Below are 18967 nucleotides of genomic sequence, written 5' to 3' on the forward strand. Positions count from 1 at the left end.
TCTGAAAAAACTCTAACGTCTGATGCCTAATAAACTACCCCGCAAAGGTATTAAACCTGTCATTAAAAAACAAATGTTTTAAGGAAATTGTTTTAAGAATCTATAATTCCACTAGTAGAGATATTACTCTTAATCACCATTTTCTTATGTGTTTTAGTCGTTTTAATAATACAAAAAGGACGACTAAGTGCCAAGGCATCTCCTGTTACTTTGCTTTCGGTGATGATTTCTATGTAGTCATCGTATTCTATAGCCGAGATTACCTCTATTTGCGATGGTGTCGAACCTTTGATGCCTCCCCAAATGAGTACCAACTGTTCAGTATTGAAATTAATTTTAGGGAGTTTGGCTATTTTGTGTTCTATACCCCTTTTTTTAGCAATATCTTGTAATTCGATTTCACTATGAATAATTTCTTGCTGGTGAGTAATAGAGGATGTAGAACCCGTATAACTATTGAGTAGAGGCGTAAAAGCAAAAGCGTTATTATCATCGGAACTTTTGCTACAACTCATAACGAGGAGCATACAGAAGAAAAAATAAAGAGGTTTCATTTTAATATAGTTTTGTAATTCGTTCTATGTGAAATGTTTGGGGACAGTTTTTAAACTTGGGGGTAAAATATCCCCAAATACTTACGGGTTTTCCTTCGTAACTACTCAGGTCGAGTATTTGATCGTAGGAAATTGATAGAGTACCGCTGTTATCTTCTAAAACAAGGGTGTGGCTCACAGCAGAACAATCATAACTACCTTGTGGTGCTAGGTTAAGGACACCTCGTTTGTAGTAACGCGGAGGATCTACGTGGGGGATGTATGTAGTTGCTTTTACAAAGAGTGAAGTAAGCGTGTCGTTAGGTGAAATGGCAAGTGTATCGCCTATAAAACGGTAATTACCGCTAATGAAAAAACCCTCCTCATCAGGGCACATTGGGTCGTAAATCTTTGTAAGTCCGTAGCCTTGAGAGAAGAGTTGATGTCGTTGTACATCTATTTGATATTTGCCTCCCCCTTTATTACTACATTTTTGAATATCAAAAAAGTCGTCGTTTTTAAAATGGACGGTATAACACGACTTGCAATCGGCTACATACGAAGAGGACGAGTGGAATTTTAAAGCTTTATCGCGATAGCCTACGTATTTCCAATTCTCGTAAAGGCGGTTGTCTTGCTGGTTACCGGACTTTCCACAACTGATGAAAGTCCACAACAATACGAAAAAGAAGTAAAAAGGTTTCATTGGGTAATACTGTTTTTGGTTTGACACCACAAAGGTACAACTTTTTTATTTATCATCAAAAATATGAAGTATATTCAGGTAAAAGATAAAAAATAATGTGATACAAAGATATGATTTTTAGAAGATAAAAACAAAAAAAACATTGCCAAAGTTTGTAACTTTAGCAATGTTAAGCACGGGTGGAGGGATTCGAACCCCCATCAACGGTTTTGGAGACCGCTATTCTACCCTTGAACTACACCCGTATTTTAAAAAAGTTTTGAGTTTTTATGCTCAAAACTTTTTTGTATTAAATAATATTTAACCTAACCTTCTTAGCTAATTAGTCAAGAATTTCAGTTACTTGACCAGCACCTACGGTACGACCACCTTCGCGGATAGCGAAACGAAGACCTACGTTCAATGCGATAGGTTGCAACAATTCTACTTCGATAGTTACGTTATCACCTGGCATAACCATATCAACACCTGGTTGCAAGTGGATAGTACCGGTTACGTCGGTAGTACGTACGTAGAACTGAGGACGGTAGTTGTTGTGGAATGGAGTGTGACGACCACCTTCTTCTTTAGAAAGAATATACACCTCAGCTTTGAATTTAGCGTGTGGAGTTACAGAACCTGGTTTGCAGATTACCATACCACGTTTGATGTCTTTTTTGTCGATACCACGAAGCAACAAACCTACGTTGTCACCAGCTTCACCACGGTCGAGGATTTTGCGGAACATTTCAACCCCAGTAATAGTAGAGGTCAATTTTTCAGCACCCATACCGATGATTTCAACTGCATCACCTGTTTTAGCTTCACCAGTTTCGATACGACCAGTAGCAACGGTACCACGACCGGTGATAGTGAACACGTCTTCAATAGGCATCAAGAATGGTTTATCGATGTCACGAGTTGGAAGTTCGATCCATTTATCAACAGCGTCCATAAGGGCAAGAACGCTATCAACCCATTTTTTCTCACCGTTAAGAGCTCCAAGCGCTGAACCTTGAATGATAGGAGTGTTATCGCCATCGTATTGGTAAGAGCTCAAAAGCTCACGCATTTCGAGTTCTACGAGTTCCAACAATTCTGGGTCGTCTACCATATCTACTTTGTTCATAAACACAACGATACGAGGAATACCTACTTGGCGACCGAGGAGGATGTGCTCACGAGTTTGAGGCATAGGTCCGTCGGTAGCAGCAACTACGAGGATAGCACCGTCCATTTGGGCAGCACCTGTAATCATATTCTTTACGTAGTCGGCGTGGCCAGGACAGTCTACGTGTGCGTAGTGACGAGTAGCTGTTTGGTATTCTACGTGAGAGGTATTAATGGTAATACCACGTTCTTTTTCTTCTGGAGCGTTGTCGATTGAATCGAAGCTACGAACTTCTGAAAGACCAGCGTCGGCTAATACTTTAGTAATAGCGGCTGTCAAAGTTGTTTTACCGTGATCCACGTGTCCAATAGTACCAATATTCAAGTGGGGTTTGGAACGATCAAATGTTTCTTTTGCCATTTTTAAATAAATTTTAAATCTTAGTTATATAAATGAGTGTTTGATGTGTGTACAAAATACGTGAGAGCTGATGACGAGATTTGAACTCGTGACCTCTTCCTTACCAAGGAAGTGCTCTACCCCTGAGCTACATCAGCATACAAAAAAAGAGCGGGAGACGAGGTTCGAACTCGCGACATTCAGCTTGGAAGGCTGACGCTCTACCAACTGAGCTACTCCCGCAAAAAAATAAAAATATGACAGTGGGGAGAACAGGATTCGAACCTGTGAAGGTAAAACCAGCAGATTTACAGTCTGCCCTCGTTGGCCGCTTGAGTATCTCCCCCGAATATTCGAACTATTAAAATATGTACTTTTTTTGAGCCGGCAGAGGGATTCGAACCCACGACCCCGAGATTACAAATCACGTGCTCTGGCCAACTGAGCTATGCCGGCGTCTATCTTTTTACAGAGCGCAAAAGTATAACATTTTTTTTTATCAACAAAATTTTTAGCACTTTTTTTACGAAAATATTTTAATTGTAAATATAAACATTTGAATATCAGATGTATTTTCTAAATAATATGTTTTAACTTTATTGCTATTTTTTTAGCTTACGTGAATAATTAGCTAATTAGGATTTGGCAAAGCTTTATGATGTAAAAGTAAACAAAAATACGATGCGAACCGCACGAACAAGTGTGGGGCATACGGACAAGTAATAAGGTTTAAACGAAGGATAAGTGGCTCTACAGTGGCTCTACAGTGGCTCTACAGTGGCTCTACAGTGGCTCTACAGTGGCTCTACAGTGGGTCTAGAATGAAGGAAAGACAAACAAAAGACGAAGAATGAATGAAGGAAACTTCTATGATTGATACATAGGGGAGGTACGTTTACTGAAAGAATCAAGGGGAGTTGTAGAAGGGAAGCTTATGCGCAAGAATGTTTTAGTTGATTTGAGCTAAAATAAGTCTTTAAAATTGCTCTAATACTTGTATGCGTTTGCGAATAGGTGGGTGGGTGGCGAACATTGCAAAAAAGCCTTCGGCTTTATAGTCGATGAAGAGTTCTTTTACTTCGTCGTTATCGACACCTTCGATGGTGGAGTGCCCTGAGATTTTCTTTAAGGCATTGGCTAATGCCAAAGACTTATGGGTCATTTCAACAGCTCCTGCATCAGCCATATATTCGCGACTGCGAGAAAGTGCCAACTTAAAGAGTATTGAAAAGAAATAGACAACCCCTGCTACCAATAAGACTACCAGCACAACAGCTCCTCCCCCACCCTTTTCGTTTCGCCTATTGCGTGAAGAATACAACTGACTATTGAGCATCGTGCGGAAAGCGATATTGGCAATCGTGGCAAAAATACCTACAAACACAATGGTAATAATAAGCAAACGAACATCGCGATTGCGGATATGGGTAAGTTCGTGAGCTATCACCCCTTCGAGTTCGTCGTCGTTAAGCGTGTTGATAATACCACGTGTGAGGGTGACGGCAAAGGTTTTTTGGTTGATACCGGAAGCAAAAGCATTGAGCGCATCGCTTTCTATAATATAGAGCTTGGGCATAGGCATTCCGACACTCATACAAAGGTTCTCGGTGAGATTATACACCCGCATATTCTCACGGCGTTCTAAGGGACGAGAGTGAGTGGCGGTTTGTATCATTTGGGTATTGAAGAAGTAGGAGATTACAAACCATATAGCTACCCCTATCAGCACCACAGGGACTACTGAAAGGAATTGAGCATTCACAGCCTCTATATCTTGGTCGTTAAGCATATACAATACCGCATAGGTTCCCGCAAGGATTAGCAAGGGGAAGGCTAATAAATACAGAACAGACTTGGTGTTATTTCGTGCGATTTGTTGTCGGATACCAAGATATTGCATAATTTAGGTTTTAATTATTACCAATTTTTCTTTACTTGCAAAGATAGGAGTGGCAAAGATATTAGTTTTATATGAGAATACCAAACAATGTTCAAAAAAACAAATAAAGGAGACGCTATAAAACATCTCCTTTATATATCTTCTATGCATTCGATTAGCTAAACGAAATCTCTGGAGCTTTATCCAACTGCTGGCGTTGTTCTGTACCCAAATCGAAGAAAGGTTGTGGAGTCATTTTCTTGAAACCTGCTACGATGTTAGTAGGTATCGATTGGATGGCGGTATTCAGCTCTTTGGTAGTAGAGTTGAAGAAGCGACGCACTGACGCCAATTTATTTTCTATATCGGCAATTTCTTGTTGGAGGTGCATAAAGTTAGTATTCGCTTTCAAATCAGGATAAGCTTCTACTTGGATATTGAAAGCGCCCATAGCAGAAGAAAGTTCTTTCTCAGCTGCAATCTTATCGTTTATATCAGTAGCGCTCATAGCACGACTGCGCGCTTGAGTGATTTTGGTGAGCACATCGGACTCGTGAGTCATATAGCCTTTTACAGCTGCTACGAGTTGAGGAATAAGGTCGTGACGTTGCTTGAGTTGCACATCGATATCAGCAAAGGCGTTCTCACGATTATTGGCTAATGCCACGAGTTTGTTGTTGGCACTAATGTACCAAAATACTAGAATCACTATGATTGCAATGGTTATTATAAGTCCCATATCTAATTAATAAATGTTTTTTTAGTGGATTTTATTTTTACTACTTGAGTTAAATCACTCCAGTCCTCAATTCTGAATACTCTTATATCTCTAACAGCATTAGCAAACCATTCAATATAAGCAAGGGCATCTATGGCTAACATTAAATTGCCCATATCCTTATTATCGGTTACATAGGTACTCCCTTGTATTCTGTAAAAGTTATATTTTTCAAGTTCTGAAGCTATCTCATAATAAGCATTATTATACGGTTTCCCATAATGCTTTTCTAAAGATGATATATTCATATCAAAAGCTATAGCATACATAACCTAAGATTTAGAGGTTTTGAAGTAATCTTTTACACCGAAGAAGATACGTCCTTGATTATCTTTGATAGCTATTTCATCTCCTATAAACGGATTTTTAAAGATTTTAATAACAGTACCTGTTATCCAATCTTTTAACATAGTTAAATCAGGTGATACTTCTACAATATCACCTACTTTAAAGGGGCTCTTTGAGATTTCTTTTTTCATATAATTTAGCATTTATTTCTCATTTATCACTGCAAAAACTATGCCTCCAATGAGGAATTGGATAATTAAAGTCTTTTTTTAGCTTGGTTTTATCTAACACTGAGTAGGCAGGGCGCGTTACTTTGCTTGGAAACTCATCGGAACGACAGGGCAATACTTTACAATTATTACCCGATTGCGCTACAATAGTTACTGCAAAGTCATACCACGAGCAAACCCCTTCGTTAGAGAAGTGATATACCTCACGTTTGCCTTTATACCAAAGATTTTCGACTGCTTGCACAATAAAATCGGCTAAATCAGAAGCGTTGGTAGGGGTACCTACTTGGTCGAATACTACTTTTAGTTCAGTACGTTCGGCACTGAGACGCTGAATAGTCTTTACAAAGTTATGACCGAAACGCAATGAGTACAACCACGCTGTACGGATAATGAGATGTTCAATACCTGCTTGTTGTATTACTTGTTCGCCTGCTAATTTAGTACGCCCATACACCCCAAGAGGTGTGGTTGGGTCGGTTTCGGTATAAGGAGTGTTTTTACTTCCTCCGAATACATAATCGGTGGAAATATGAATAAGAGGCAAGTTGTGTTCTTTACAAACAGTTGCTAAATTCTCGACAGCTGTATGGTTGATAAGAGTTGCGAGAGCTGAGTCGTCTTCGGCTTTATCTACATTGGTATAAGCTGCACAATTGACAATGACATCAATATTATTAAGTTGCACAAAAGCACGAATAGCTTGGACATCACAGATGTCCAAGCTATTTATATCCGTGAAATAGTAGCAACTTTTCTTGTGAGGATTAGCCTGAATTTCAGAACCTAATTGCCCACTACCTCCAGTTACTAAAACATTCATTTACTATTAGCTAACAGCGTAAGCGTTACTATCTACCTCTACGCTTTGTTTATCGCGAAAGCTATTATATAATCTGTTTACATCTGCTTTATACTTATCGGGCACATTATTGCCATAAGTTCTGTTAAGCTCTATAAACTTTTGTTTTAAATCAGGAGTAATTGCAGTGTTGAAATTCTCCATATACAAAATGTGTTCTACTAATTTTACAAATTCTTCCATAGTTCTATAAATGTTTAATCATTGTTTGACGAGGCAAAAGTACGAATAAATTTATTATTGACAAAAAAATAGTTATCAATTTAAATTAACAGGTTATTAACAGAGTTATCAACAGGAGGAATTTAGATAAAAGGTAAAAGATAAAAGGTAAAAGGTAAAATTAGTGAAAATAAAAGATTTTTTGAAGAGCAAAGGTAAGGTGAAGAAAATTAGAGAATGAGAAAATTAGAAAATTAGGGAATGTGGGAATTAGCAAATTAGAAAAATTATTGGAGTTTATAGTATTTTTATTATCTTTGCGCTCTGTAAAACATCATTAAAACATTCATAAAAAAACATTTATCATTATGGGAATTTTTGACAAACGCGAGAACTACAAACCTTTTGAATATCCTGAGGTTATGGAGTTTGTGAACGCTATGCACAAATCGTTTTGGGTACACTCAGAAGTGGAGTTTACTGCCGATATTCAGGATTTTAAATCGGAGTTAACACCTGTAGAAAAAGAGGCAGTGAAACGCGCCCTATTAGGTATCGCCCAAGTGGAAGTATCAGTAAAGACTTTCTGGGGAGACCTCTATGACCTCTTCCCTAAACCTGAATTCAACGGATTAGGAGCTACTTTTGCCGAATGTGAGTTCCGCCACAGCGAGGCTTACGCACGCTTATTGGAGGTTTTGGGTTACAACAACGAGTTTGAAAACTTATTGGAGGTACCTGTTTTTAAAGAACGTAGTAATGTATTAAAAGAATACTTGGCTAAAAATCGTGAGAACGCTATGGAGCGGATTCTGTTTTTCACATTGATTATTGAGAATGCTTCGTTGTTCAGTCAGTTTGCTACTATTCTTTCATTTACACGTTTTAAAGGGTTCTTGAAAAACGTAGCGAATATTATTGCGTGGACATCGGTAGACGAACAGTTACACGCCAATGCAGGTATTTATATTCTCAAAAAGATATTTGAAGAAAATCCAGAAATGAAAGCTAAAGCCGAAGAAGATGCGACTACTTTTATCCGTAGTTATATCACTTTGGAAGACAAGATGCTAGACTGGATTTTTGAACAAGGTGAATTGGAGTTCTTTAGCAAAAAAGACTTGTCGAACTATATGCGTTATCGTTTGGACGACTCGCTTACACAATTGGGATTAGGAAAGCCTTTTGGTATTTCGGGAGAGGAAGCTAAACCGATGATGTGGTTTGAGGAGGAAGTGTTTAGCAATGAGCTTGACGACTTCTTTGCCAAACGCCCTACTGCTTATACTAAACACGACAAGAGTATTAGCGAAAACGATTTATTTTAGATAAAATAAGAGGTAAGAAGTAAGTTTCTTACCTCTTATTTTTTACTTGAATGCCAAAGGTCTATCGGTAGAAAAAACTTGTATACCTTTCTTTGCCCACTCGGTATATAGATGGTCGCCTTTGGTAGCAGCACGCTTATCTAAGTTACCTAATGTACCTAATATGGCAGGTATTTTTAGTTGGTTTAAACGCTCGTACAGCTGATCAGGAGCTAAACGAATACCGGTGAAAGCCAACAACTTCTGTTTAGGAATACCTGTTTGCAAAATACGGTTCAGTTCGTCTTCATTGCGGGCGCTCACCGAAAGGAGCATCTCAGGAGCTACCTTATGCAAGGCTTCGGCTTGTGCAGTATTATAACTGATAAGCACCACTTGCGCTTCCATTTTCTCTTCGCGCACTAAATCTACCACCTTTTGATAAGAAATACCCTTTTTAAAATCTAACATTAAGTACCCCTTATGGGTTTTACACCACGAAAGTACATCTTTTAAAAACGGAATCTGAAAAGCAGTTACATTGCCAAACTCATCTTTGAGTTTTTCAGTGCGCAACTGTGCGGTAGTAAGGACTGATACGACTCCTTGACCTGTGGCGGTACGTCCTAACTTATCGTCGTGCATCAAGAGCAAATCGCCGTCGGCACTCTCGAAGATATCTATCTCAAAGCTGTGTATTCCTTTCTTGGAAAGGTATTGAATGCTTTCCAAACAGTTTTCGGGATAGCCTTTAAGTTGCTCTCCTCCCCCACCCCGATGAGCAGAAACAATGGGTTTGGAGGTGAAATACATTTGATTAGTAATCTCCTCTTGGGGGATTATTTGTCCGGTTGAGGGGCTTTTGCAAGCCATTGCGAGGCACAAAAGCGATAAAGTGATGATATATTTCTTCATTAAAAACATATTTTTTTGCAAAGATAAAGAAAATGTGGAAATGAGAAAAATTAGAAAATGAGAAAATGAGAAAAGTGCGAGGCCTTAGGCCATAGGCACTAGGAATGCGACGAAAAAGTGACAAGAGGGTGGGGAAATGAGAGAATTTGGAAATGAGAAAATGGGAGAATGAGAGAATGAGGAGGAGGCTACAAGAATCGCACTAGCGGAGGGTTTGTTAGTTTATTCAACTTTGGCAAAGTTTGAGATGAAAAAGCGATGTGTTGGGACTGTTAGGAGTGTTCGGAAGGAAACGGAAAAGTTCGGAAGAGAGTTGAGAGGGGTTTTGGTGAAAAAAGGCTGTGAGAAGGGTGGGGTTAGCTTATAGAGAGCTTATAGGAAGCTTATACGAATCTTGGACGATTGGTATAGAAAGGGTATATAAACAGTTGATTAATAGTATAATACAACAAGGCTAAAAACGGTAAAAACGAGATTTCGAGGCGAAAGAAAGAGGAAGAGGCACTAGGCCTTAGGGCATAGGCACTAGGAGATAACATCCCCCTAGCCCCCTTCAAAGGGGGAATATGGCGACGGGAAAGAGAATTAGCAAATTGGGAAATTAGCAAATTTGCGGGAGGAGTTTAGTGGGAGTGTGGTGGCGGAAAGATAGTGCGAGTCGCACAGGCAAAAACTTTGGCAAAGTATTATGACACATAGGCACTATGAGATAACATCCCCCTAGCCCCCTTCGAAGGGGGAATATGGCGACGGAAAAGGGCGAATGTAGCGACGGGAAAGAGAATTAGCAAATTGGGAAATTAGCAAATTTGTTGGAGGAGTTTAGTGGGAGTGTGGTGGCAGAAAGGCGTAGAAAAAGCGATTGAAAAATAGCATTTTGTTATATCGAACTGACATAAATTCAAAAAAATATTCGTACCTTTGCCGTTCATAAACTCTCAACTAAAAAAGTGGAAAATATACAAGCTATAAAACAGCGATTTAGCATTATTGGCAACGACCCTAAGCTGAATCGCGCTATCGAAAAAGCCATACAAGTAGCCACTACTGACATTTCGGTACTCATCACCGGAGAAAGTGGGGTGGGAAAAGAGGTTATACCGCGCATCATTCACTCGCTGTCCCTACGCAAACACGGCAAATACATAGCCGTAAACTGCGGAGCAATCCCCGAAGGAACTATCGATTCAGAACTTTTTGGTCACGAAAAAGGCGCTTTTACGGGAGCTACCGCTACCCGTAGTGGGTATTTTGAGGAAGCCGATGGCGGGACTATCTTCTTAGACGAGGTAGGTGAATTGCCCCTCACTACCCAAGTGCGCCTCTTGCGGGTGCTCGAGAACGGCGAGTTCATAAAAGTAGGTTCGTCGGTAGTGCAGAAGACGAATGTGCGCATTGTGGCGGCTACCAATGTGCAAATGCAAGAAGCTATTAAAAAAGGACGTTTTCGCGAAGACCTTTACTACCGACTCAGCACAGTAGAGATACATTTGCCTCCTTTGCGCGAACGCAAAGAGGATATCCACTTGCTTTTCCGCAAGTTTGCTTCAGATTTTGCCGAGAAATACAAAATGCCTCCTGTGAAGCTCAGCGAAGATGCAGTACATCTGCTCACAAACTACCGTTGGAGCGGGAATATCCGTCAGTTGCGCAATGTAGCCGAACAGATTTCGGTACTTGAACAGCGCAGGGATATTACAGCGAGTATTTTGCGCACCTACTTACCTGATGAGGGTAGCAATCTACCACAGGTTGTACCTCAGCAAGCGCGCCAGGATAGTGATTTTAGCAACGAACGCGAATTGCTTTACAAGGTGCTTTTCGATATGAAATCTGACCTCAACGACTTGAAAAAGCTTACTCTTGAACTGCTACAACACGGCAATTCAGCCCAAGTACAACAGGACAACGAGGGACTTATTCACCGCATCTACGGCAATGATTCACACAAGAATGAGGCGAGCTCTCCGGCTTATTCTATTATTCCCGTACCTCCTACCGAGAAGGAAATCCTATCTCACGAAGAGGTGTACGACTATGAGGAAGCTGCGGAAGAAGAGCGTTTTTCACTTCAAGAGCAAGAGCGCGAGATGATACGCAAGTCGTTAGAACACAACGGTGGCAAGCGCAAGGAAACCGCCAAAGCCTTGGGGATTTCGGAGCGGACGCTATATCGCAAACTAAAACAGTATAATATGATTTAGGCACTAAGCTTTGGGGCATAAGCCTCAGGCAATAGGAGGTCAGAGGAGAGAACTTTCTGCTCAGCCGGAAGAGGCGGAGTTTTGGGAAAGGATTGTTAATTATTAATTGTGAATTGTTAATTATTTAGATGAAATCATATAAAATAGGCATTATTGGGCTGGGTTATGTGGGTTTCCCCTTAGCTTGTCTGTTTGCCAAAAAATATCCCACAGTGGGTTACGACCCCTATACGGCGCGAGTGGAGAGCCTCAACACGGGTATTGACACTACGGGCGAAATCGGTAGTGAAACCCTTAAAGAGCGTTTGGCTACCCACCTTATTTGTACTGCGAACCCTGAGGACGCTAAGGATTGCAATGTGTACATAGTGGCAGTACCTACACCTATCGACCTTTATCAGCAACCCGACCTTACCGCCTTGCGCGAGGCGAGCCAAACAGTAGGCGCATTGCTAAAAAAAGGAGATATAGTGATTTACGAATCGACGGTTTACCCAGGAGTGACGGAAGAGGTGTGTGTGCCTATCTTGGAAAGCGCGTCGGGGCTTGCATACAACCGCGATTTCTTTGTGGGTTACTCGCCCGAGCGCATCAACCCTGGTGATAAGCACCATACCGTGGAGACTATCTGCAAGATTACCTCAGGCTCTACCCCTGAGGTAGCACAGGAAATAGATACGCTCTACAATTCAGTGCTGAGGGGAGGCACTTACCTTGCCCCGTCTATAAAAGTAGCCGAAGCCGCCAAAGTGATAGAAAACGCTCAGCGTGATGTGAATATCGCCTTTATGAATGAGATAGCGAAGATATTCAATATTTTAGAGATTGATACTAATGCGGTGATAGATGCAGCGAGTAGCAAGTGGAACTTCTTGCCCTTCCGCCCCGGTCTGGTAGGTGGACACTGTATAGGGGTAGACCCTTACTACCTCATACAGAAAGCTAAACTGCACGGCGTATCGCCACGCTTAATGATGGAAGCACGCAAGACAAACGACTCGATGGGAGGATATATCGCCTATCAGATTATCAACCGATTGTGTTTACAAGGTATGCCTGTGAAGGACAGCCGAATCCTGCTCTTAGGTTTTACATTCAAAGAAAACTGCCGCGACACTCGCAATACGAAAGTAGTAGACATCTACCGCACCTTCGAAAACTTTACTAATCATATAGTGGTATACGACCCCTGGGCAAACCCCGAGCGCGCTCGTGAAGAATATGGCATTACAGTAGCTACTAAACCACAAAACCTCCCTACCCACAACGATGTAGTGGTGCTTTGCGTGGCGCACCAAGAGTTTCTGCAAATGAATATAGGAAATTACTTAAAAGAAGACGGTATCATTTACGACGTAAAGGGGGAGTTGAAAGTGAAGAAGAACGTGTTTAGGTTATAAAAGTTGTATAGTAAAAAACTTTTTTCTATCTTTGTCGCCCAAAATTTTCACATACAATGAAGAAAATATACTTGCTAATGCTTTGTACTTTCCCATTTTTGGCAAAGGCACAATACACTGAAATTATTAACTCAAATCTCCCAGGTACTTCACAAAGTGCCTATGCAGTAGGAGCGAGAGTATTACAATTCGAAGGAGGTTTTTGGTATGAACACAACCACCACAAATACACAGGTACTTCTATGGATTTTACGGGAGTGAACTATGCAGTGCGTTATGGCTTTTATAAAGAAGAATTGGAAGTGATGCTCAATGGTACTCTTGCTTATGACCGTACGATTGCATCTAATGGTACAACTTCGCACTTTGGTTTTGTGAACAATACTATCGGAGCTAAGTATTTGCTCTTTAAACCTGCTTTTTTAGACGAGAAGCCAAGTATTTACAGTTGGAAGGCTAATAACTCTTTTAGATGGCGCAATCTCACACCTTCTATATCTCTTTATGCAGGGGTGAATTTCTTACCAAACAAGCGATATTACTACGAGTCAATACCAGCACTCTCTCCTAAAATAGCAGCTATCTTTCAAGCAGAGCCTATCCCCCGTGTGGTGTTGGTAGCAAACGGTATCATTGATAGGTTCTTAAGCGGAAAAAACACCGAATACAGCTATTTGTTCACCGTTACTCATAATTTAGACAATGGTTGGTTTAGTATCTTTGCAGAGCATCAAGGTATTCACAGCCAGCATTACAACGACCAGATTACGCGTCTTGGCGTTGCCTTCTTGCTTTCCGATAAAATACAACTCAATGCCGATATGGGTTTTGGCTGGAAAGATACCCCACAACGCTATATGGGATTGTTCGGGGCTTCTTATCGCATCGATAATCACAACAGCTATATCAAGAAGGTGTTGAATGAAACAATAGAAACCACCAAAATTAAACGCAAGAAAAAACCTAAAAGAAACAGACCTAATGCCATTGATCCTGATTAAAGAACTCACCACTAAAAAGGAACTTACCGAGTTTGTGAAGTTCCCTTTGTCTTTATACAAAAACAACCCTTATTGGGTGCCGCCTCTCATCAGCGACGAGGTAGCCTCTTTTGACAAAACCAAGAACCCTGTATTCGACAATGCCGAAGCCTTCTTTTACGGAGCTTACAATGAAAAAGGTAAAATGGTAGGGCGCGTAGTAGCTATTGTTAATCAGCACGACCTTAAACAGAACATAAAGAAAGTGCGCTTTGGTTGGCTGGATATGATAGACGACATTCAAGTAACACAAGTTCTCTTGGATAAAGTAGCTGAAAAAGCTCGTGAGTATCAATTGGAGTATATGGAAGGGCCTATAGGTTTTTCGAATATGGACAAAGTGGGATTGCTTACTGAAGGTTACGACCATCTCTCGAATATGATGACGTGGTATAACTATCCTTATTATAATCGGCATTTAGAGCAATTAGGCTTTACCAAAGAAAAAGGCTTTGTAGAGATGAAATTCCTAGTAAAGAACTCTAAACCTGAGGTTTTTAAGAAAACAGCTGAAGCCATAAAAAAACGCTATGGGGTAAAGTTCATCGATACGCCTACTACTAAAGAAGTGCTCAAGCACGTAGACGCAATGTTTGACCTTTACAACGAAACCTATTCTAAGTTAGCCTCCTACGTGCCTATAAGCGAACGTCAGCGCGAGTATTTCAAACAAAAGTATATCCCTTTTATCAATCCTGAGTATGTACGTTTTATTGAAGATAAGGACGGTAAACTGATATGTTTTGCCATAGTGATGCCTTCGTTCTCTAGAGCATTACAAAAGGCAAAGGGCAAACTCTTCCCTTGGGGCTGGTGGTATTTGTTACAGTCCAAACGACATCACGATACGGTGGAGTTCTACCTTATTGGGGTAGCCCCCGAATACCAAAGCAAGGGTATTCCCGCCTTGTTGTTCGACTATTATTATGATATATTCACCCGCAATGGGGTTACTCATTGCGTGATTACACCTGAACTCGAAGAAAATATTGCTATTCAGCAACTCTGGAAGAGCTTTGACCCCGTTATCTTTGCTCGCCGTGCTACCTTTAAAAAACAGGTAAGAGATTAAATGTAAAATGAATTATCTTCTCCCTTTTCTGGCAGTAGTATTAGGCTACTCATTCGTTACCTTTTTTAAACCTGCCCAACAGCAATACACCAAATTACTACTCTCTTTCAGTGGCGCTTATCTATTAGCACTCACTGTATTCGCACTGATACCTGAAGTATATCACTCTCACGATGAGCAAACACACGGTTTTAAATACATAGGGCTATTTGTGATAGTAGGAGTACTCTTGCAAATTGTTTTGGAGTTATTTTCGCACGGAGCCGAACACGGTCACACCCAGCACCCACACCTGCATCAGCATAGTGCTTTTCCTCTCTCACTGTTTATCAGCCTTAGTATTCACTCCATTTTAGAAGGTTTCCCGCTATCTCACGGGCATAATCACGACCTCGTGTATGGCATATTTGTTCATAAGTTGCCCGTCGCTATTGTGCTTACCACCTTTTTTATTAATTCAGGAGTAAACAAGTGGAAGACAGCACTGTTTTTACTCTTTTTTGCTCTAATGACGCCATTAGGCACTTACTTAAGCAGTACTGTACCAAGCCTTATCAGTTACCACACCGAGCTTTCGGCTATTGTAATAGGTATTTTCTTACATATATCCACCGTTATTCTATTTGAAAGTGCCGAAGGACACCGTTTTAATCTGCTAAAGTTTTTAAGTGTTTGTGTAGGATTTGCGGTAGCATATCTTACTTAATGTAAAAGACAGTTGATTTACAACACAAATATAGATTAAAAAGAAAATAGCTACTGTCGCTACCTCATTATTGTAGCTAATAAATACAAAAACTACGATTTCTACCTCATTCTTTAGGGTAAAAAACATAAAAGCTACTGTCGCGAGGTTATTCCTGTAGCTAAATAATAAATAAGCTATTGATGTTAAAAAACGAAAATAGTTTGCATATATCAAAAGTATTATTTATTTTTTCCGAATGAAACTTTAACAATAAAAATTAAAATTATGAGCTTTAAAATTGACATCTCATTACCTAACGTTAGCAAACTCAATAACGATGAGTATGCTCAGTTTATTAAAGGGGTAGTAAAATTAGTGAATACTACCACCGTAGAAAAATTAGGCGTTAAGCCAGAACTTATTACAGCTATTGAAAAGAATTTAGACCTCCTTACTGAGGCTTCCCGACAAAGCCGTTCAAGTAAAGAGTCTGAAAACATCAATCGGTTAGACAAACAACGTAATGAATTGCTTTCTTATTTACTTTCTTCTTTTAGGTTAGGTAAGAAAAGTTCATTACAAACCCAGAAAGATTCGGCGCAAATTCTTTATTTAGAGTTTAAAAACTACAAAGGTGTTGCCTCTTTGCCTACCCGGCAGAAGTCTCAAGCTATCGATGCTTTGGTTAAAGATTTAGAAAAGCCTGAAATCGCTAAACATTTAAAGACTTTAGGCATTTCACACGCCGTAGTTCCTTTGAAAGAAGCTAACGCTAAATACCAAGAACTGGTAGATGTGAGAGCTGAAAACCAAATTAGCAATAAGGTAATCAATGTGAAAAAAGTGCGAAAAGAAACCGATTTGCTTTATAAGGATTTGGCAAGGTTTGTCTTTGCAAATCACATTATCAATGCTTCTGCTGAAACTGATAATTTCACCACCTTATTTAATAAGTTACTTGATGACACTATAAACGCTAATAAACAGCGCTTAGCACAGGCTCTTATAACTAAGAAATCGACTAAACCAACAGGAACTAAAAGTGTTTCAGAATAGTATTTTCATATAATCCCAATTAGTTTTAATTGTTATGAAGAGGCTCCTATTTTTGTTATTTCTTTTAGTAGTTGCTTGCCAACTTCCTCACAAAGAGGTTGCCTTTACCGAGAGTGACCTTAATGTTATTCCGCGACCCCAATCGCTCACTATGGGTAGGGGTAGTTTCCGGTTTACTAAGGAAACTGTTTTTGTGATTGACCCTGCTTTGATGCCAGCTCGGCGTTCTTTTCTCGAACAATTTGAGAAGGCTTCTGGATTTAGGTTTTCTGTACAAAAAGTAGCTCTCTTGACTAATTATGTAGTGATTGACACTGATACATCTCTTCCTAAAGAAGGTTACACTCTCACTGTAAATCCTAAAGAAATTATCATTAAGGCAGGTGGTTACAACGGGGCACTTTACGCCCTCGAAACGCTGCGTCAGCTACTGCCTAAAGAGTTTGAAAGCACTACACCCGTGAAGACTGATTGGGCGGTGCCCGCAGTTACCATCACTGATGCTCCTCAGTACGCTTGGCGCGGATTGATGCTGGACGTTTCTCGCCATTTTTTCCCCAAGGAATATATACTGAAAACCCTCGACCGTATGGCAATGCTCAAGCTCAATACCTTCCACTTCCACTTAGTAGACAATGAAGGTTGGCGCGTCGAAATTAAAAAGTATCCTAAACTTACCGAAATAGGTGCGTGGCGTGTAGACCAAGAAGATAAACTATGGAATGAGCGCACTCCTAACTCCGCCAACGCCTTTGCTAATCCTGCGACAGCTCCTAAAAAATACGGAGGTTTCTATACCCAAGAAGATATTAAAGAGATTGTAGCCTACGCCTCTGCACGTGGCATTACGGTAATCCCCGAAATAGAAATGCCTGCCCACGCAATGAGTGCCATAGCGGCTTACCCCGAACTGTCTTGTCACAAACGCCCCATAGGAGTACCCTCAGGCGCGGTGTGGCCTATCACCGATATCTATTGTGCGGGGCAAGAAGAGACTTTCACTTTCTTGGAAGATGTACTTACCGAAGTGATGGAGCTTTTCCCCAGCAAATACATTCACGTAGGTGGCGACGAAGCTACTCACACCGAATGGGAAAAATGCCTCAAATGCCAAACACGTATGAAAGACCATCATTTAAAAGATGTGCACCAATTACAGAGTTATTTTATCAAGCGTATAAATGATTTCTTACTATCCAAAGGGCGCACTTTGGTAGGTTGGGACGAAATAATGGACGGGGGTTTAGCTAACAATGCAGTGGTGATGAATTGGCGCGGTATCGAGGTAGGTAAAAAAGCCCTCGAACAAGGTAACCCTGTTGTCCTCACTAGCGATTGCTATATAGACAACTATCAAGGTCTTCCCGACTATGAGCCTCAAGCTAATGGCGGTTACTTACCGCTCAAAACCCTTTACCATTACAATCTTGAAAAAGAAAACCTCAGCCCAGCGCTGCAAAAAAATATTTTGGGTACGCAAGCCAACTTATGGACAGAACACGTGGGTAGCACTGAACATTCGGAATATATGCTCTTTCCGCGATTGTTGGCGCTTGCTGAAATCAGTTGGACAACCGATAACTTGAAGAATTGGGACAACTTTATAAATCGCACTCAAGCCTTTATGAAGCGCTTGGACGTGATGAAGGTGAACTATGCCCGCTCTATGTACCAAGTAGTGCCTACCGTTGAAAACCAAAAGGGGAATATCTTTCTAAAATTAGACTGTGAAGTCCCCAACGCCGACATTCGCTACGCTTTGGGAGATACTCCTATAGAGAAAGCTACGAAATACCACCAGCCTATTGCGCTGAATAGAAGTACTACCTTTAAAGCAACTGTTTTCAGTGGAAAGGCGACCAACACCATTACCACTGGCGAGGTAACATTCCACAAAGCGATAGATAAGAAAGTAAGTTACAGTCCATTTTATCACAAGAGTTACCAAGGGCAAGGAGAAGCGACGCTCACCAATGTCATTCGCGGTACCAAAAACTTTCACGATGGGCAATGGCTCGGTTGGTTAGGCGACGATGTAACCCTTACCCTCGATTTGGAGCAAGCTACTGAGGTGAGAGAAGTGCGTATAGGCGCAATGGATGCCCAAGCATCTGGTATTTACTTTCCCGTAAAATTTATGGTATCCCTTTCAAACGACGGTAAAAACTACCGTGAAGTAGCAACACACAACGAGCCTTGTGTAGTGAGAGGGAAAGCCACCTTAAAAGATTTTGTGTTGAAGTTTAGTCCAACGGAAGCTCGCTATATCAAGCTCACCCTCAAAAACGTAAAAACACCCCCAAAAGGAGGTGATGCTTGGCTTTTTATAGATGAAATTTTGGTATTTTAGAAAAATAA

At 40.6% G+C, this 18967-nt stretch carries 18 protein-coding genes and 5 tRNA genes; 8 read left to right on the forward strand and 15 right to left on the reverse strand.

Translation table 11 applies throughout. The features are described 5' to 3' along the window. Positions 1-92: 92 nt before the first annotated feature. The 14 genes from C3V44_RS06510 to C3V44_RS06575 form a co-directional block, all read right to left on the reverse strand. Positions 93-554: a hypothetical protein gene (locus C3V44_RS06510; protein WP_106095944.1), complete on the reverse strand. Its 462-nt coding sequence runs from the start codon at positions 552-554 to the stop codon at positions 93-95. A gap of 1 nt (position 555) precedes the next feature. Beyond that, positions 556-1239 (reverse strand): hypothetical protein, encoded by a 684-nt coding sequence (locus tag C3V44_RS06515; protein ID WP_106095945.1) that lies wholly within the window; start codon positions 1237-1239, stop codon positions 556-558. A gap of 174 nt (positions 1240-1413) precedes the next feature. Continuing rightward, a tRNA-Trp gene (locus C3V44_RS06520) sits at positions 1414-1484 on the reverse strand. Between the two features lie 77 nt (positions 1485-1561). Continuing rightward, entirely contained in the window at positions 1562-2749 is a 1188-nt protein-coding gene (gene tuf, locus C3V44_RS06525; protein WP_034553965.1) for an elongation factor Tu, read from the reverse strand. Between the two features lie 65 nt (positions 2750-2814). Beyond that, positions 2815-2886, reverse strand: a tRNA-Thr gene (locus C3V44_RS06530). A 12-nt stretch (positions 2887-2898) separates the two neighbouring features. Then, a tRNA-Gly gene (locus C3V44_RS06535) sits at positions 2899-2971 on the reverse strand. A gap of 21 nt (positions 2972-2992) precedes the next feature. Then, a tRNA-Tyr gene (locus C3V44_RS06540) sits at positions 2993-3074 on the reverse strand. Positions 3075-3110: 36 nt separating this feature from the next. Further along, positions 3111-3184: transfer RNA gene (locus C3V44_RS06545), tRNA-Thr, on the reverse strand. 520 nt (positions 3185-3704) lie between these two features. Further along, the gene (locus tag C3V44_RS06550) at positions 3705-4628 is read right to left on the reverse strand and encodes a M48 family metallopeptidase (protein WP_009419836.1); all 924 of its coding nucleotides are present in this window, start codon (positions 4626-4628) and stop codon (positions 3705-3707) included. 154 nt (positions 4629-4782) lie between these two features. Continuing rightward, positions 4783-5346, reverse strand: coding sequence for a LemA family protein (locus C3V44_RS06555; protein ID WP_015782376.1), 564 nt, complete (start codon positions 5344-5346; stop codon positions 4783-4785). A 2-nt stretch (positions 5347-5348) separates the two neighbouring features. Beyond that, positions 5349-5654: a virulence factor gene (locus tag C3V44_RS06560; protein ID WP_015782375.1), complete on the reverse strand. Its 306-nt coding sequence runs from the start codon at positions 5652-5654 to the stop codon at positions 5349-5351. A gap of 3 nt (positions 5655-5657) precedes the next feature. Continuing rightward, positions 5658-5876 carry a hypothetical protein gene (locus C3V44_RS06565; protein ID WP_002675132.1) on the reverse strand — a complete coding sequence of 73 codons (219 nt, stop codon included), beginning with the start codon at positions 5874-5876 and terminating at the stop codon, positions 5658-5660. 7 nt (positions 5877-5883) lie between these two features. Beyond that, positions 5884-6726: a dTDP-4-dehydrorhamnose reductase gene (gene rfbD / locus C3V44_RS06570; RefSeq protein WP_106095946.1), complete on the reverse strand. Its 843-nt coding sequence runs from the start codon at positions 6724-6726 to the stop codon at positions 5884-5886. A gap of 6 nt (positions 6727-6732) precedes the next feature. Further along, on the reverse strand, positions 6733-6948 hold the full coding sequence (locus C3V44_RS06575) for a hypothetical protein (protein WP_002675130.1): 216 nt from the start codon (positions 6946-6948) through the stop codon (positions 6733-6735). Positions 6949-7295: 347 nt separating this feature from the next. Between C3V44_RS06575 and C3V44_RS06580 the strand changes: the two genes are divergently transcribed. Continuing rightward, positions 7296-8255 (forward strand): ribonucleotide-diphosphate reductase subunit beta, encoded by a 960-nt coding sequence (locus C3V44_RS06580; protein ID WP_002675128.1) that lies wholly within the window; start codon positions 7296-7298, stop codon positions 8253-8255. Positions 8256-8297: 42 nt separating this feature from the next. Here C3V44_RS06580 and C3V44_RS06585 read toward each other — a convergent pair whose 3' ends face one another. Beyond that, entirely contained in the window at positions 8298-9158 is an 861-nt protein-coding gene (locus tag C3V44_RS06585) for a glycerophosphodiester phosphodiesterase family protein (RefSeq protein ID WP_106095947.1), read from the reverse strand. Between the two features lie 941 nt (positions 9159-10099). Here C3V44_RS06585 and C3V44_RS06595 point away from each other — a divergent pair. From C3V44_RS06595 to C3V44_RS06625, 7 genes are all read left to right on the forward strand, one after another. Then, positions 10100-11353: a sigma-54-dependent Fis family transcriptional regulator gene (locus tag C3V44_RS06595; protein WP_106095949.1), complete on the forward strand. Its 1254-nt coding sequence runs from the start codon at positions 10100-10102 to the stop codon at positions 11351-11353. A gap of 128 nt (positions 11354-11481) precedes the next feature. Continuing rightward, positions 11482-12753: a nucleotide sugar dehydrogenase gene (locus C3V44_RS06600; RefSeq protein ID WP_106095950.1), complete on the forward strand. Its 1272-nt coding sequence runs from the start codon at positions 11482-11484 to the stop codon at positions 12751-12753. Between the two features lie 56 nt (positions 12754-12809). Beyond that, positions 12810-13754: a transporter gene (locus C3V44_RS06605; protein ID WP_106095951.1), complete on the forward strand. Its 945-nt coding sequence runs from the start codon at positions 12810-12812 to the stop codon at positions 13752-13754. Continuing rightward, positions 13735-14865, forward strand: a complete 1131-nt coding sequence (locus C3V44_RS06610) for a GNAT family N-acetyltransferase (protein WP_174683113.1) — start codon at positions 13735-13737, stop codon at positions 14863-14865. Before C3V44_RS06605 ends, C3V44_RS06610 begins: the two co-directional genes overlap by 20 nt. A 7-nt stretch (positions 14866-14872) precedes the next feature. Then, positions 14873-15571, forward strand: coding sequence for a ZIP family metal transporter (locus C3V44_RS06615; RefSeq protein WP_106095952.1), 699 nt, complete (start codon positions 14873-14875; stop codon positions 15569-15571). A 267-nt stretch (positions 15572-15838) separates the two neighbouring features. After that, entirely contained in the window at positions 15839-16609 is a 771-nt protein-coding gene (locus tag C3V44_RS06620; protein WP_106095953.1) for a DUF6261 family protein, read from the forward strand. A 34-nt stretch (positions 16610-16643) separates the two neighbouring features. Next, positions 16644-18959, forward strand: a complete 2316-nt coding sequence (locus C3V44_RS06625; RefSeq protein ID WP_106095954.1) for a glycoside hydrolase family 20 protein — start codon at positions 16644-16646, stop codon at positions 18957-18959. The last annotated feature ends 8 nt before the right edge of the window (positions 18960-18967 follow it).

The sequence above is a fragment of the Capnocytophaga sp. oral taxon 864 genome (assembly GCF_002998835.1).
Lineage (GTDB): Bacteria > Bacteroidota > Bacteroidia > Flavobacteriales > Flavobacteriaceae > Capnocytophaga > Capnocytophaga ochracea.

Bases quoted from the DNA above. Each gene is read 5' to 3' on its own strand.
- C3V44_RS06510 (WP_106095944.1), bottom strand. From the start codon at position 554: ATGAAACCTCTTTATTTTTTCTTCTGTATGCTCCTCGTTATGAGTTGT.
- C3V44_RS06515 (WP_106095945.1), bottom strand. From the start codon at position 1,239: ATGAAACCTTTTTACTTCTTTTTCGTATTGTTGTGGACTTTCATCAGT.
- tuf (WP_034553965.1), bottom strand. From the start codon at position 2,749: ATGGCAAAAGAAACATTTGATCGTTCCAAACCCCACTTGAATATTGGT.
- C3V44_RS06550 (WP_009419836.1), bottom strand. From the start codon at position 4,628: ATGCAATATCTTGGTATCCGACAACAAATCGCACGAAATAACACCAAG.
- C3V44_RS06555 (WP_015782376.1), bottom strand. From the start codon at position 5,346: ATGGGACTTATAATAACCATTGCAATCATAGTGATTCTAGTATTTTGG.
- C3V44_RS06560 (WP_015782375.1), bottom strand. From the start codon at position 5,654: ATGTATGCTATAGCTTTTGATATGAATATATCATCTTTAGAAAAGCAT.
- C3V44_RS06565 (WP_002675132.1), bottom strand. From the start codon at position 5,876: ATGCTAAATTATATGAAAAAAGAAATCTCAAAGAGCCCCTTTAAAGTA.
- rfbD (WP_106095946.1), bottom strand. From the start codon at position 6,726: ATGAATGTTTTAGTAACTGGAGGTAGTGGGCAATTAGGTTCTGAAATT.
- C3V44_RS06575 (WP_002675130.1), bottom strand. From the start codon at position 6,948: ATGGAAGAATTTGTAAAATTAGTAGAACACATTTTGTATATGGAGAAT.
- C3V44_RS06580 (WP_002675128.1), top strand. From the start codon at position 7,296: ATGGGAATTTTTGACAAACGCGAGAACTACAAACCTTTTGAATATCCT.
- C3V44_RS06585 (WP_106095947.1), bottom strand. From the start codon at position 9,158: ATGTTTTTAATGAAGAAATATATCATCACTTTATCGCTTTTGTGCCTC.
- C3V44_RS06600 (WP_106095950.1), top strand. From the start codon at position 11,482: ATGAAATCATATAAAATAGGCATTATTGGGCTGGGTTATGTGGGTTTC.
- C3V44_RS06605 (WP_106095951.1), top strand. From the start codon at position 12,810: ATGAAGAAAATATACTTGCTAATGCTTTGTACTTTCCCATTTTTGGCA.
- C3V44_RS06610 (WP_174683113.1), top strand. From the start codon at position 13,735: ATGCCATTGATCCTGATTAAAGAACTCACCACTAAAAAGGAACTTACC.
- C3V44_RS06615 (WP_106095952.1), top strand. From the start codon at position 14,873: ATGAATTATCTTCTCCCTTTTCTGGCAGTAGTATTAGGCTACTCATTC.
- C3V44_RS06620 (WP_106095953.1), top strand. From the start codon at position 15,839: ATGAGCTTTAAAATTGACATCTCATTACCTAACGTTAGCAAACTCAAT.
- C3V44_RS06625 (WP_106095954.1), top strand. From the start codon at position 16,644: ATGAAGAGGCTCCTATTTTTGTTATTTCTTTTAGTAGTTGCTTGCCAA.